Source organism: Acidobacterium sp. FHG110202_01, assembly GCF_059115305.1.
In genome coordinates, this window is the sequence record NZ_JBZYWJ010000007.1 from 86,011 (window position 1) to 100,251 (window position 14,241).

General features: G+C 56.3%; 11 protein-coding genes. 3 read left to right on the top strand and 8 right to left on the bottom strand.

Annotated elements, in window-relative coordinates:
• Positions 1-55: 55 nt before the first annotated feature.
• Entirely contained in the window at positions 56-628 is a 573-nt protein-coding gene (locus AC5S16_RS15635; RefSeq protein ID WP_493931023.1) for a TetR/AcrR family transcriptional regulator, read from the bottom strand.
• A gap of 123 nt (positions 629-751) precedes the next feature.
• Between AC5S16_RS15635 and AC5S16_RS15640 the strand changes: the two genes are divergently transcribed.
• Positions 752-1,276, top strand: a complete 525-nt coding sequence (locus AC5S16_RS15640; RefSeq protein ID WP_493931024.1) for a DUF8737 domain-containing protein — start codon at positions 752-754, stop codon at positions 1,274-1,276.
• Positions 1,277-1,319: 43 nt separating this feature from the next.
• On the top strand, positions 1,320-2,138 hold the full coding sequence (locus tag AC5S16_RS15645; RefSeq protein ID WP_493931025.1) for a class I SAM-dependent methyltransferase: 819 nt from the start codon (positions 1,320-1,322) through the stop codon (positions 2,136-2,138).
• A 618-nt stretch (positions 2,139-2,756) separates the two neighbouring features.
• Here AC5S16_RS15645 and AC5S16_RS15650 read toward each other — a convergent pair.
• Genes AC5S16_RS15650 through AC5S16_RS15670 form a run of 5 tightly spaced genes read right to left on the bottom strand, consistent with a single transcriptional unit; the run spans position 2,757 to position 8,325 of the window.
• Positions 2,757-3,419: a nucleotidyltransferase family protein gene (locus AC5S16_RS15650; RefSeq protein WP_493931026.1), complete on the bottom strand. Its 663-nt coding sequence runs from the start codon at positions 3,417-3,419 to the stop codon at positions 2,757-2,759.
• Positions 3,361-4,428 (bottom strand): XdhC family protein, encoded by a 1,068-nt coding sequence (locus AC5S16_RS15655; RefSeq protein ID WP_493931027.1) that lies wholly within the window; start codon positions 4,426-4,428, stop codon positions 3,361-3,363. Before AC5S16_RS15655 ends, AC5S16_RS15650 begins: the two co-directional genes overlap by 59 nt.
• A gap of 3 nt (positions 4,429-4,431) precedes the next feature.
• On the bottom strand, positions 4,432-6,636 hold the full coding sequence (locus AC5S16_RS15660) for a xanthine dehydrogenase family protein molybdopterin-binding subunit (RefSeq protein ID WP_493931028.1): 2,205 nt from the start codon (positions 6,634-6,636) through the stop codon (positions 4,432-4,434).
• A gap of 15 nt (positions 6,637-6,651) precedes the next feature.
• Positions 6,652-7,632: an FAD binding domain-containing protein gene (locus AC5S16_RS15665; protein ID WP_493931029.1), complete on the bottom strand. Its 981-nt coding sequence runs from the start codon at positions 7,630-7,632 to the stop codon at positions 6,652-6,654.
• An 18-nt stretch (positions 7,633-7,650) separates the two neighbouring features.
• Positions 7,651-8,325, bottom strand: a complete 675-nt coding sequence (locus AC5S16_RS15670) for a (2Fe-2S)-binding protein (RefSeq protein WP_493931030.1) — start codon at positions 8,323-8,325, stop codon at positions 7,651-7,653.
• A gap of 449 nt (positions 8,326-8,774) precedes the next feature.
• Between AC5S16_RS15670 and AC5S16_RS15675 the strand changes: the two genes are divergently transcribed.
• On the top strand, positions 8,775-9,575 hold the full coding sequence (locus AC5S16_RS15675) for a transporter (protein ID WP_493931031.1): 801 nt from the start codon (positions 8,775-8,777) through the stop codon (positions 9,573-9,575).
• 15 nt (positions 9,576-9,590) lie between these two features.
• Here the strand turns inward: AC5S16_RS15675 and AC5S16_RS15680 are convergent, their stop codons facing one another.
• Together AC5S16_RS15680 and AC5S16_RS15685 are read right to left on the bottom strand one after the other, a co-directional pair.
• Positions 9,591-10,724: an SIS domain-containing protein gene (locus tag AC5S16_RS15680; protein ID WP_493931032.1), complete on the bottom strand. Its 1,134-nt coding sequence runs from the start codon at positions 10,722-10,724 to the stop codon at positions 9,591-9,593.
• Positions 10,725-10,836: 112 nt separating this feature from the next.
• Positions 10,837-14,181 (bottom strand): TonB-dependent receptor, encoded by a 3,345-nt coding sequence (locus AC5S16_RS15685; RefSeq protein ID WP_493931033.1) that lies wholly within the window; start codon positions 14,179-14,181, stop codon positions 10,837-10,839.
• Between the last annotated feature and the right edge of the window lie 60 nt (positions 14,182-14,241).

Sequence of the window (14,241 nt, forward strand, 5' to 3'; positions counted from 1 at the left end):
GGCCGGAGCGGAGGCAAAGCCGAAGCGACCTCTAAAATCAGCTCAGCCAACAACCTCAAAAACTGCCCAGAAGAAAATCCCGCGCATGCGCCAGCACCTTCTCGCGCACCGGCTCCGGCAGCAACCGCGCAATCTCAATCGCCCCTATCATTGTCGAAAAGATCACAAAAAAGGCGCGTTCTTTGTCGGACGTCCTGCGGCCCGGCATAAATGGAAGCATACGGTCCCTGTAACTCCGCATCTCTTCGAATATCCGCCCCTTCATTTCCTGATCGGTCCGCACCAGCTCCGGCCCCAGAGCTGTGAGCGGACACCAGCTCCCGGCCTGGCTGCAGTGTTCCGCGCTGAGATAGGTCTTCACAATCGCCTTCCACCCCGTTCCCTTCGGAGCGGCTTCCGCAGCCGCTGTCAGGCGGTCCGTGATTTCCCGGAAAGCCTCGCTCAACGACTCGATCAGCAATGCATCCTTGCTCTCGAAATGCTTGTAAAAGCCTCCATGGGTCAGGCCCGTGTCGCGCATCACCTCAGAAACGGCAGCGCCCGTCAGGCCTTCCATGCGGATCCTCCGCGAGGCGTCTTTCACAATCTTCTGGTGGACTTCAGCTTTATGCTCCGGCCGGTAGCGCATAGCTCATTATAGGGATGCCGGACATCATCCCATCGCCGCCCGCTACATGCGCGCCAGTAAAAAAGAAACTTTGCATCCGTAGGATGATGCATATAATCCCATAGCTGTCAGGAGGACACTGTTATGGCGCCGGAAACTCTTTTCCGCATCCATCTCGTTTTAGGTTATGTCGCGTGCCTGCTCTGGTTCAGCGCGTACGCTTGGCCCAAACTCAGGTCGATGGGCCGGTTCGAAGCGCAGCGAGTCATTGCCACCATCCACAGCTTTCGCTTCTTCGGCCTCGTCTTCATCCTTCCCGGAATCGTAGACCCCAGCCTGCCTGCGAGCTTCACCACTGTTGCCGCCTACGGCGACTTCGCCACCGGAGTGCTGGCTCTTCTGGCGCTTCTCACCGTAAGGATACGTCCGCTCTTCTGGTCCCTGGTCGTAGCCTTCAATATCGTGGGTGCGGCCGACATCCTCATCGACTATTACCATGCCGTTCAGGTTAATCTTCCTGCTATGGCGGGGCAGCTGGGCTCCACCTATGTAATCCCGATTCTCTATGTGCCCGTGCTGATGATCACGCACGCAGTCTCTCTCTACTGGTTGCTGCGCCCTCAGCCGAAAACAACCCGGCCCCTCGCTGGCAATGCGGTCGCGGCATAGACGCGTACATCCGTCTCAACCAACAACTATCTTGGAGAACATCATGACCGATACGAACATCAAAGTACGCGAGCACTATAACGCTGCCGGCCTCACCGGCCGGATAAAGTCCGTGCTTGCAACCATTGCTCCCGACGGTCAGCCGCTGACCGTCGCTCAGCTCGCGCCGCTCGATCAGTTCCACACCAGAGGCATCCTTGCCACAACCGAGTTGGGCCAGGCCGCCGAACTGACGCCGTCGACCCGTGTGCTCGATCTCGGTTGCGGGATTGGCGGTCCGGCGCGTTACCTTGCCGCGACTTTCGGTTCTCAGGTAACAGGCGTCGACCTGAGTCCCAGCTTCATCGAAACTGCCAGTTACCTGACCGCACGCTGCGGACTCTCAGGGCATGTCGCATTCCAGATTGGCGACGCCCTGCGCCTTCCATTTCCAGACGAAGCTTTCGACGCGGTGTTTCTGCAGCATGTGGCGATGAATATCGAAGATCGCCCTGCCCTCTACGCTGAGATGCGTCGAATCCTGACCCCAAATGGCCGATTCGTTACCTACGACATCGTGCTTCAGGGTGACGGTATTATCTATCCCGTCCCCTGGGCCCGCACTGCAGAGACAAGCTTTCTCAAGAGCGAGGGCGAGACGCGCAGACTGATCGAGCAAGCCGGGTTCAAGGCAATCCTTTGGCGCGATGACACGCAAACCGCGCTCGATTGGTTCAAGGCCGTCACAACCACCCCGCCACCAGGCGGACTGAACCTCGGTGTAGTCATAGGCCCCGAGTTCCAGGTCATGACCGGCAATCTGGCGCGCAATATCCGTGAGGGCCGCGTTGGGGTGCTGTCGGCAGTACTCATTCGTGAGTGAAGAGGTCTGCATCTCGGAACCCTGTCAAGCCCCTGAAGAGCAAGGAAGTCCCGCAACCCCAACAAATCAAAGCAAAAACAGAAGAGAAAAAGTTGGCATAGTATTCCACCCAAAATTGATAAAATTAAATCAGGGAGCAAGAAAAAGCCCGCCATAAATGGCGGGCTTTCCTGTTTGAGGGAAGAAGTCATGTATCGCACAAAGCTGTCATCCTGAGCGAACCCTGAAAGCGGAGTCGAAGGACCCCCACGAGCAGAAAGAACCTGCCCTGAGCGGAATTAAAGGGCTCGTGGGAGGTCCGCCAAAAAGGCCGACGGGATACAAATCAAGGCAACACAGACAAGCGAAGCCAATACCCTGCGAATTTGTCATCCTGAATGGAATGAAGGATCCATACAGAGCATCGAGCGCCATAGCGCCCGGCTGTTTTCAGCCACGAAACTGACACCCTCCGAATCCTGAAGAACGCTTGTCTGAGCACTGCCGAGAAGGTAACCAAAAAACAGATTACCCGCTAAATATATGAAAACAATGGAGTAGTGCACAAGCAATAGAAGAATCAATCACATAGCAGGGGGTCACCCCCTCGTAAGTCATTGAAAACAAATAAACCAACTGCTACATAGGGGGGAGGGGGGTACCCCCTGAAACCAGTCCTTTCAGGTCATCCTCCGTATCGATATCCACCTCGCCCCCGGGAAAATCCACCACCGACACCTCGCCCCGGAACCGCTCGATAATCTGCCGGGCCCCCCTGTCCCCCTCCACTCCCCGAAGAGCGGGGTACAACTCCCGCCGGAAGACCGCCGGAACCCCCAGCCTTCCCGCATAACAGGAAGCCGCGATCAGCGCCCCATCACTCTTCTCCAGCAGAGCCCGGATCACATCAGGCGACAGCCGCGGCTGGTCGCAAAGCAGAACCAGGACCCGCTCCGGGGGAGGGAGATGACCCTCCATGGCCTCAACCCCGCAGCGCAGCGACGACCCCATCCCCGTCTGCCACTCCGGATTGACGGCCACATCCGCATCCAGATCGCCAGTCTCCCGCCGCATTGCCTCAGCCTCCGACCCGAGCACCACCACAACGGGCGAGCATCCCGCTTCGAGAGCAAGCCGCACCGCCCGGCGGAGGAGAGTCTCCCCCTCAACCTTGACCAACTGTTTCGGCCGCCCCAGCCGCGTCGAAGCGCCGGCAGCCAGCACAATGGCAGCGCAGGGTGAATCAGGCATGAAGAAGCTGGGCGACGGCGCGCTTCTTGAGTGAAAGGCCGTCACGTCCATTCAGGATGGCGAAAATCTCTCCCACAATCGAGAGAGCGATACCTTCAGGAGAATGCGCCCCGATATCGAACCCGACCGGAGCATGAAGGCGCGCCATACACTCCTCCGGCGACAGGTGAAGATCGTCGGCAATCTCGCCGATAAGGCGCAGCGTGCGCTGCCGGGGCCCCAGGATGCCGAGATACTTCGGACCCAGCGGCAGCAGTTCGCCGAGCAGCACTCGGTCTTGTTCATAGCTGTGGGTCATCAGAACGCAGGCGCTGTCGCTGCCGAGGTCAAGGCCATCAAGAGGCGCCGACGACCTGTAATCGAGAACGACGGCCCGGTCCGCAGCAGGGAAGCGCTCCAGCCGCGCCAGGTTCGAGCGCCCATCGGCAACGGTCACATGCCAGCCCAGCTTCTGGACGAACTCAGAAAGCGGCCTGGCATCGTCGCCCGCACCGAAGATCGTCAACGCAGCCGGAGGAGCAACGTACTCGACAAACAGCTCATCAGCAACAGGGAAGGAGTGCCGTTCGGCAACAGCCCGCTCAAAGAAATCCTCGGCCCTGGAACCTGCCGAGAACAAAGTCGTCCCGCTCGCCTGCCGGACAAGCAGCGTCCGCGCCGCACGGATATCTGTGATGACCACAAACGCGCGCCGCGCTTGAACACTCGCCTCAAGAGCATCGAGCACCGCCCGAACTGCGGCACCTCGTTCGAGCAGAACGTGGACAATGCCGCCGCAGCCCAGCCCATAAGGCATCGGAGCGTCATCATCAAAGAAGCTGCTGTAACGCTGGACTGTAGGGCCGTTCTCAGTGAGCCACCAGGCCTTCCTGGTGACCTCACCCTCAAGGCATCCGCCACTGATGGTTCCCGCTCGCTGCCCGCTGCGAGTCAGCAGCATGCGCGCTCCGGGCTTGCGATAAGACGACCCTTCCACACGGACAACGGTCGCCAGGCAAACCTCATCACCCCGTGCCTTGGCAGCACGCCAGAGGTCAACGATTTGTTTCAGTTCGGACATCTGCTAAGCCAGCAACTGCTCAATGCGGATCGGAAGATTGCGCACGCGGACTCCGGTCGCGTGATGGACCGCCATGGTGAGCGCCGAAGCCACGGAGGTAAGCCCGATCTCACCGACGCCGCGTGCTCCATATTCATTCAGGTTCGGGTCAGGGATATCAAGGAAAATGCAGTCAATCTCAGGAATATCGGCGTGAGTGGACACCATATAGTCGGCGAAATTGTTATTGAGCGGCTTGCCATTGCGCGCATCATAGAGCGTCTCTTCAAACAACGCCATGCCGATACCCATCACGACTCCGCCGAGTATCTGATTGCGCGCCGTCTTCTGGTTGATGATGCGCCCCGCATCCATAACAGTAAGCCAGCGGGAGATGCGCAGGCGCGCAATGCCGGGGTCCCAGGTAACCTCACCGAACTGCACGCCGAAGGTATGACTGGAAAATTTCTTCATGCCTTCATCGGGGCTGGTCTTTGCCTGCCCGTCGATGCCGGCAAGGCGGCGCATCGACAGGATCTCTTGAAAGAGCACGCCGCTCTCAGGAGACTTGTCCTGCAGGTGGACGCGGCAGTTGGTCAGCTTCAGAGTTTTAGGATCAGCGCCGTGGAAAGGCGAGCTGGGTGTCTTGACCGCGACCTGCATCAATGTGTCGATGGCGTTCCTGGTGGCTCCTGCTACGGCTGGCAGGACGGAAGCAGTGGCAGTAGAGCCACCGGACATAGGGCCGGGAGTCAATGAACTGTCGCCGAGAGCAACGTCGATCTTGTCAACAGGAATGCCTGTCTTTTCGGAAACGACCTGCGCCAGAATGGTGTAGGTTCCGGTGCCGATGTCCTGCGTTGCGCTGGAAGCACGCGCAGTGCCGTCTGAGTTAAGGCGAACGCGCACTTCTGCCGAGCCGCGGCCTGCGGGCCAGGTGCAGGTGCCCATGCCCCAGCCGAGAATCAGATTGCCATCGCGCATGGAGCCGACTTTGGGGTTGCGTTTGCTCCAGCCGAAGCGCTCCGCTCCGATGCGATAGGCTTCGCGCAGATGCTTGTTCGAGAAAGGCTTGTTGGTGCTTTCGTCGGTTTCTGCATAGTTGCGGAGGCGCAGCTCAAGCGGATCGAGATTGAGCTTGATGGCGAGCTCATCCATGGCCGACTCAATAGCAAAGAGGCCGGGAGTTGTCCCAGGGCCGCGCATTGGCGTAGGCGTGCCGATGTTCAGTCTGGCGAGATGCTGCTGCGCAGTGACGTTCGGGCAACTGTAGAGCAGGGGAGTCGGCTCGGTACAGTTCTCAGCGTACTCATCGATAACGGAGGTGGTTGACAGAACATCATGCTGCAACGAAACAAGCTTGCCATCTTGGGTAGCGCCGAGGCGAACACGCTGCTGTGTGTAAGGTCGGTGCCCGACGGTAGTGAACATCATGGTGCGCGGAACCGATACTTTTACCGGGCGATCGAGGCGGCGCGCGGCCATGGCGGCAAGCATGGAGTGCGGCCAGGGAAAGAGTTTTCCGCCGAATCCTGAACCGCAGAACGGAGAGATGACATGGACATTTTCGAGCGGGAGCCCAATCATCTCGGACATGACCTGCTGGTGATTGACCACTCCTTGCGTTGTCTCATAGAGCGTGACCTTATCACCGTTCCACACGGCGATGGTGGCATGCATCTCCATGGGATTGTGTGTTTCAGCGGGTGTGGTATAGGTCTGGTCAATCTGCACGGTAGCGCTCTTGAATGCGTTGTCGGCGTCTCCACGTTTGTAACGCTTTGCCGGTTCGCCCATCGGAGCAGGAGCGTCAGTAAGGCGAATGGTTGATTTCTGCTCCTGGTAAATGACTTTGACGCGCGCGGCCGCGTCCTGCGCCTGCTCGAACGTATTTGCAACTACCAGAGCTACAAATTGCCCGTAGTAGTAGACAACATCGTCTTCGAAGGGAGGGCGGCTTTCTCCGGCGCGGCTGTTGTTCTCAATGCCGCTTGCGGGACGGAAGAGAGGATCGGTATTGCCATGATGAAGAATCTCCAGTACTCCAGGCATTTTTTCCGCCGCAGAAGTATCGATGCGCGCAATTTTGCCGCTGGCCACGTTGCTGGGGACACCGACGCCGTAAGCCATGTCTTCGAGAGGATGGTCGACGGCATAACGCGCTGCTCCGGTGACTTTAAGCTTGCCGTCAATCCGGCTGACAGATGCTCCTATGACTGCTGCACCCATATGTTTTTGTCCTGATTAAGCTGCTTGCGTTGTCACCTGAAGAGCGCGGACGATTGCGCGCTTCGCTAATTCGACCTTGAATGCGTTGTCGCGCAGAGGCTTTGCCGGCCTGAGCGCGGCTTCTGCCGCTGCGCGGAAGGTTTGCTCATTGGCTTCTCGCCCATGCAGCACCTGTTCGGCTTCTCTGGAGCGCCAGGGCCTGGTTCCTACTCCGCCCATGGCGACACGCGCATATTGAATTTTTCCTCCGCTGACCTGAACGATGACTGCGGCTGAGGCGAGCGCGAATTCATACGATGCTCGGTCGCGCAGCTTGAGGTAATGGGATCGCGCGCCCTGCGGCAGGGCCGGAAGCGTGACGTGCGTGATGAGCTCGCCGGGATCGAGAACGTTTTCCCTGTTGGGCGTTGTGCCGGGAAGCAGGTAGAAGTCATTGAGCGCAATGCTGCGTTCGCCTTTTGACCCACGCGTATGCACGGTGGCTTCGATTGCCATCATGGCGACGGCCATATCAGAAGGATGCGTGGCGATGCAGTGTTCGCTGCCGCCCAGCACGGCGTGGATGCGATGAAATCCATCGATGGCGGAGCAGCCGGAGCCGGGCTCGCGCTTGTTGCACTTGTAGTTGGTGTCACGGAAGTAGTAACAGCGGGTGCGCTGCAGCAGATTGCCTCCGGTGGTCGCCATGTTGCGCAGCTGCGGCGATGCACCTGAAAGGAGAGCCTCAGAGAGCACAGGATAGCGCTGCTTCACTTCTGCATTCCAGGCAAGGTCGCTGTTTCGCACAAGAGCCCCGATTCGCAGGCCGCCGCCAGATGCGGGTTCGATGCGATCGAGCGGCAGTCCATTGATGTCGACCAGGGCCGCAGGTGTTTCGACGTTGAGCTTCATCAGGTCGACAAGCGTTGTGCCGCCGGCGATGAACTTGCCGTTCTGGCCGGTATTAGCAACAGCGCCTTCGACGGATTTCGCGGGAGTGTAGCTGAAAGTCTGCATGGGCATCGCCTCCCTGGATTATGCTGAGCGCCGGGCCTGCTGCACGGCGGCAACGATGTTGTTGTAAGCGCCGCAGCGGCAGATATTGCCGGCCATGGCTTCACGTACATCGGCATCTTCCTTGCCGATCGGTTCTTTGAGAAGCGCTGAGGCGGACATGATCTGTCCTGGAGTGCAATAGCCGCACTGGAAACCGTCATGCTCAATGAATGCCGCCTGTACAGGATGCAGTTCGCCATTCTGTGCGAGGCCTTCGATAGTGGTGATTTCATCGCCCTGGTGCATGATGGCGAAGCTGAGGCAGGAGTTCACGCGGCGGCCATTCACGTGGACGGTACAAGCGCCGCACTGGCCGTGATCGCAGCCTTTCTTGGTACCGGGCATCTGAAGATTTTCTCGCAACGCATCGAGCAGGGTAACGCGCGGCTCCAGCATGACGCGGTGGTCCTGACCATTCACTTTGAGGGTGACCGGGACAGCGCCCGGGACAACGAACTTACCATCGCCATCGGTTGGAGCGGAAGCTGTAGCGGCAGCATGAGCCAGCGGCGCAGTGGTTGCAGCAATGCTGGCTGCGCCAAGCTGAGTCAGGAACGAACGGCGGGAAAATCTTCCAAACAAAGGTTTGGAATCCTGAGCGTCCGCGGCTTTTTCCTGTTGTTCGGGGCTTTCAAGGTCCGGCAGTTTTGGCATACCGATGATCCTTTAGTTGCAGTTGGGTGGTCTGACCATTATACGTTTGGATACGTTTTCAGGACGCAGAGGTGCATTTCCTTAAGGATGCCACTGTGTAGAGGAATTTTACAGGTCCGCCCCCTGCGTTCACCCAATATTTATTACGGTTCGCCTAATAGATTGGATGAGGTCGATTCTTAAGAAAGAATGAACGCGCTGCTTTCGCGTGCCCAGAGCAGCATGCACAGATAAGACGCGTTGCTACTCCTGAACGACAACCTTGGCCGGGTTTCACGAGCTATCTACGTCGATCTCGTAAAGAATCGCGGTGAGGTCCCTGCATAATCGGTAACTTCTTCTCTCTCAGAGTCGTCAAATATGACATTGCATTATCGATTTTATTAATAGTAATTCGCATATTTCATGGAGAGAGGAATTCCTTGGCGCATTTTCAGCGAAGACTGGTTTTGGCACTTTGCGCGGCGTTTGCTGCTGTTTCAGCACAAGCGCAGCAGTCGTTTATTGATCATTGGCAGGAGCGTGTCAATCGCACGCAAGCGGAGCAGCCGCACTGGGTGACTCCACTGGTGACCGTCACGCCACGCCTCGAGCAGGAGTTTCGTACTGATTTCACCCGGCAAATTATGCCGAATCTTACGGACACCTGGAATTTCGGCAACGGCAAGGGACTGGAGTTGATTCCAGCGCGAAGGATCGAGTTGTTGATGAACGTGCCTCCTTATATCCAGCACAACGTCCCTACTGCCAAGGATGGTTTCGGTGATGCGACGTTCACTATGAAATATCGCTTTTATGCCAGCAATGAAGAGCAGCACAATGCCATCATCACTGCCTTTATTGCAGGCAGTATCCCCACAGGAAGCTACAGCAACGGCAGCACCGATGCTTCAGTAACGCCGACGCTGGCAGGAGGCAAGGGCTTTGGACGGTTCGATGTGCAGTCGACCCTGGGCGCCACCTTGCCTGTCGCCAATTCAAACAAACTGGGACGGCCTATCGCCTGGAATACGGCAATGCAGTGGAAGTGTGATCCGCACTGGTGGCCTGAAGTAGAGTTCAACACAACGTTCTATAAGGGCGGACCAAACGACGGGAAAACGCAGAACTTTATCACGCCCGGCATTGTGGCACGGTATCCATTGCATCATCGTCTTGGCGTAACCTTGGGCGCGGGAATACAGACTGCGACATCAGCCTTCCATACTTACAACCACGGGCTTCTGTTTTCGGCGCGCATGCCATTCTGAGCAACTGGATCCGCCCTATTCCTGAATGACGGCTTTTACCAGGTTACGCGGGGAGTCCACATCAATTCCGTGAAGAATCGCGGTGAAATAAGCGAAGAGCTGCAGCGGAACAACTTCGAGGATGGTTAGCAGATATTCGCTGGCGTCTGGAATGGAAACAGTGAAGTGGGCGAACTTCGATACTTCGGTGTCGCCTTCAGATGCGAGCGCAATAATCTCGGCACCCTGCGCCTGCATGTCCTTCATGAGCTGCAAGGTCTTTTCATAGCGCAGGATGGAGTCGGGATCGTTGCGGTCCTGCGTCGCGATCATCACGAGCGGCGCATCCTTGCTGACGAGCGCATTGGGTCCGTGCTTGAGCTCGCCGGCAGGGTAGCCTTCGGCCTGCACATAGGCTGATTCCTTCAATTTCAGGGCGCCTTCACGGGCAATCGCATAGTGGATGCCTCGTCCTAAATAGAGGAAGCCACGCGCATTTTTCGTGTGTTCTGCAATGGAATGGAGCTGCTTCTCCCATGCGGGGAGCGAAGTTTCGAGCAGTTCCGGCAGCTTTTCAAGCTGTTCGATCAGTGCAGAGGAAGAGTGCGCGGTCATGCGTCCGCGCAGGCGCGCCATGGAAAGCGTCAGCAGATAGAGCACGGTGAGCTGTGTGGTAAAACTCTTGGTTGCGGGGATGGCTTTTTCCCTGCCGGCAATGGTCGGCAGCGACGCATCTGCCTCCTTCGCCATGGTAGAACCTGCGTTATTGGTGATGGCCACCGTTGAGAGGCCGCGCGATTTGCCTTCGCGTAGAGCAGCGAGGGTGTCGGCAGTTTCGCCCGACTGCGAAATGACGATAACGCCCGGGTCCTGCAGCGTATGCGTGGAGCGGTAGCAGTACTCGCTGGCATACTCGACATCGACGGTCATTCCGGCAAGGTCTTCGAGCATGATTTCACCGGCAAGACCGGCATGGCGGCTCGACCCACTGGCCGCGATGACGACCCGCTGGTGCCCGCGCAGGGCTTCGGCTACAGTGGCGAAGGCTTCAGGCTCGAGCGCGCCGTTTGCAACATAGTTACGAATGGTGGCAACGAGGGCCTCGGGCTGTTCATAGATCTCACGCAGCATGGCGTGCGGAAATACGCGCGTGTCGAGCGATTGTGGCATAATCCTATTCTCGCTCAACTGGAACCTGTATGGACAGCTATACCTCCTAAATTTCTTAAAAGAAACAAGGCGCAGAAGATTTTCTGCGCCTTGTTTGGGAGATCCAGATCACCTAGAAGGTGAATTTCAAAGCGAGCTGAATTTGCCGTTCTGTTGAGTTGGTGTTAGTAATCTGTCCGAAGTTGCTGTCGGAAATACTCTGGTCCGGGTTGGCTAAACTGACTGTATTCAGAATATTGAAAAAGTCGGCACGGAATTCCAGGTTGCTCCCTTCGGTAATGGCGAAGCGCTTGCTTGCTGCCATATCGAAGTTTTTAAAACTAGGAGCACGCTCAGAGCCAACTCGGGCAGTACCGAAGCCTGTAGTCAATTCCTCACCATAGGCGCAGGTATTGTTCGCATTGCTAGTCCAAATTGGATTGTCAGTTGTTCCGGCATTGACAGCATTTGCATTGTTAGCGCTGTTGAGACAGCCGGCAGCCGTCGAGTCGTTGCCGAACCACTGGTTAGTAGATTGGTTGCGGATTTTCAACGCTGCATAATGATTGGCGCGGTTTGTGCGCTGGTTAGCGTTGTAGAACTGGTTTGAGTTAATGGTGACAGGGAACCCAGAATGCAAGCTGGCTATTGCTCCCAACTTCCAGCCGCCGAGGGCAGCATCTTCAAGCCGGTTCATGTTTGAGCCAAACAGCTTTCCACGCCCAAAAGGCAAATCATAATATCCCGAGAATGAGAAGATGTGTTTTGCGTCAAAGAAGGCTGGGCCGTAATCGCCGCCGCCGTTGTAGGCGTCCTGCCAGTATGCTGATTGCGACGAGACGCCGCCCGCGCCGTAATAGCCAAGGTTGTTTGAGAGTGACTTGCTGTAGGTGTAGTTGGCCAGAAACTCTAAGCCATTGCTGGTGCGCTTGCGGAGTGATGTCTGGAGCGCGTTGTAATTCATCATGGATTCAGATTCGGTGTAGCTGACTACACTTATTCCGCTAACGTTTGGTGCAAACTTAGAAAATGGCAATGCGCAAGGAGTTGGCTGAGTGGGCAGTGCAATAAGAGAGCAAGGCGCCTGATTGCCTTCACGCGGGTCGACAAGGTGATTGCCGACCTGGCCCAGATAAGCAACGACCAGCGATAGGTCATTGCCAAATTGTGTTTCTGTAGTCAGATTGAACTGCTGAATCAATGCAGGTTTCAAGTCAGGTTGCCATGCGCGTACGTTCTGCCCTGTATAGTCATTCAAGTCAGTTGGCTGAGGGAAGCCATTCTGCGTCTGAAAACTTGTAGTTGTTGCTGTTGCTGAGGAGTCAACAAAAAATGGCAAGTTCAGAGGGAGGCGCAGGTTGGCGCCAGTGCCTTCCATGAAGTTTGTGATTGCATAACCACCACGAACAACAAACTTGTCATGAAAACGGTCTGGGGAGAAAGCGAAGCCCACGCGTGGCATGAATCCGCCCCAGAATGGTTTATAAAGAGCACGGCTTGCACCATTCTGTCCAGCAGCAGTGACTTCGCCGGTATAGATGTCAATATTGACCTGTTTGTTGTTGACTTCGTAGAGAGGTTGATCGTATTCCCAGCGTAGACCCAGATTCAGAGTCAAATTGGGCATGACCTTCCAGTCATCCTGAACGAAAAGAGCATCCCGCCATTGTCGCTGTCCCCAGCGGTTTACAACACTTTCTCCTTGGCCATAGGAAAACGCATCGTCCTGTAAAAAGTCAGCCCAACTGTCGCCAGTAAACTTACCTGAATAGCCAAACTGTCCTAAGGCGCCATCGTTGCCCGAGTAATAACGGTTCTGTTGATAACGAAGAGCCTGGCCACCGAATTTCACAGTATGCTTGCCGAGCTGCCAGCTTACGTTATCGCCATAGACAAAGGTATTGATAATGCTGTCAGAAGCGATGCCGCCATTGGAGCTGCCATTGCCTCCACTGGCACCAATGGGGGTGACCTTGCTCCCGCCATTGAAGACAAAAGTACTAAAACCCGGAAGGCCCTGTGCGCCGGGAATACCCAAAGTTTGATTGCCTGTCAGCCCGAAGTGGCCGGCGATATCTACTGGCAGTTCAGTGTATCGAGGGCGGCCATAGCCAGCGCGCGCCTCGCTCACTACATTTGGCGAAAAGGTGTGTGTCCAATTGATGGCAAAGCCGGTATATGGATTGGAGTTGTTTTGCGGGAACTCTGTTGCCATACTCACGGTGCTGTTGCCATCTGTCTGACGTCCCATGGTAAAGCGGCCTGAGAGCAGATCACTCTGACGAACTTGCCAATCGATTTTTACATCGCCCTGATCGTTCTGCACGAATTGTTTTGCCACGCCTATGTAGTTATTGGAAGGTAAATAAGCGCCTGGCGCTAAGTTTCCTGGTGCATTCGCCAGAGGATAAAGCTCCGGGTGTGCCAGCAGGTATTGGGCCGCGGGATTCGTGATAGTTACGGTTTGTCCGGTGGCAGGGTTGTATCCGGCACGCATTGCCGCATCGGGAACGGTAAATGTTTCGGTGGTACCGGTGTGTTGACGGCCGCCCTGATAGTCGACAAAGAAAAAGAGCTTGTCGCGTTTGATAGGCCCGCCGAATGTGCCGCCGAATTGGCTGCGGTTGAATGGGCTTACTGGCAAAGGCGTTCCAGAAGTGTGTTTATTGAGCCAGCTGTCAGCGTTCAAGTTTTGATTTTCGAGAAACCAGAAGGCGTTGCCATGGAAATGATTGGTGCCGCTCTTGGTGACCATGACAATCTGGCCACCGTTCGCATTGCCGTATTCGGCTGTGGCATCGCCGGTAATGACTTTCATTTCACCGATCGCATCTACGTTCGGACTGTAACCGATGTAGTTATCAATGGATTCGTTAATGTCTATGCCATCGAGCGTGTAGTTGTTGGTCTGCTCGCGGTTGCCGTTCTGGAAGTAGCCGCCGTTATAAGCAGAGCGCTTAATGCTGTTCTGTGTCGATGGGCTTGTCGTTACGGCCCCGGCTACCAGCAGGGAAAGATAAGAGAAGTTGCGGGCCTGCAACGGCACTTCTGTCGCAGTTGCTGAGGTGATGGTGTCGCCTGTTGTGGGGTTCTGGGTATTCAAAATGGGTGCGGCGCTTGTGACTAATACATTCTGGCTGACCTGGCCAACAGTGAGTTTAGCGTCTATGCGGGCTTCCTGCGCAACTTCCAATGCGAAAGGGCCAATAGTTGATTTCTCAAAGCCAGCTGCTTCCACTGAGACGTTGTACTGGCCGATGGGCAGGAAGCGCAATGTATAAACGCCGGCGCCATTGGTCTGCGTTGAGGAAGTGACGCCTGTTGCAGTGTTGATAGCAGTGACCGTGGCTCCACTGATGGTTGCCCCGCTTGCATCAGTGATGGTGCCGGTTACGGAACCGGTAATCGTTTGAGCAAGGGACATGGCACAACACATCAGCAGCAAGAGAAAACTAGGGAGAAACTTTCGTACTCGCATGTTGAGTTTAGGACCTCCGACTTGAAAAGGTGTTGATGGAAAACCGCGACGGAACTGACG

Coding starts and splice junctions, on each gene's coding strand:
- AC5S16_RS15635 (WP_493931023.1), bottom strand. CDS start 628: ATGCGCTACCGGCCGGAGCATAAAGCTGAAGTCCACCAGAAGATTGTG.
- AC5S16_RS15640 (WP_493931024.1), top strand. CDS start 752: ATGGCGCCGGAAACTCTTTTCCGCATCCATCTCGTTTTAGGTTATGTC.
- AC5S16_RS15645 (WP_493931025.1), top strand. CDS start 1,320: ATGACCGATACGAACATCAAAGTACGCGAGCACTATAACGCTGCCGGC.
- AC5S16_RS15650 (WP_493931026.1), bottom strand. CDS start 3,419: ATGGACGTGACGGCCTTTCACTCAAGAAGCGCGCCGTCGCCCAGCTTC.
- AC5S16_RS15655 (WP_493931027.1), bottom strand. CDS start 4,428: ATGTCCGAACTGAAACAAATCGTTGACCTCTGGCGTGCTGCCAAGGCA.
- AC5S16_RS15660 (WP_493931028.1), bottom strand. CDS start 6,636: ATGGGTGCAGCAGTCATAGGAGCATCTGTCAGCCGGATTGACGGCAAG.
- AC5S16_RS15665 (WP_493931029.1), bottom strand. CDS start 7,632: ATGCAGACTTTCAGCTACACTCCCGCGAAATCCGTCGAAGGCGCTGTT.
- AC5S16_RS15670 (WP_493931030.1), bottom strand. CDS start 8,325: ATGCCAAAACTGCCGGACCTTGAAAGCCCCGAACAACAGGAAAAAGCC.
- AC5S16_RS15680 (WP_493931032.1), bottom strand. CDS start 10,724: ATGCCACAATCGCTCGACACGCGCGTATTTCCGCACGCCATGCTGCGT.
- AC5S16_RS15685 (WP_493931033.1), bottom strand. CDS start 14,181: ATGCGAGTACGAAAGTTTCTCCCTAGTTTTCTCTTGCTGCTGATGTGT.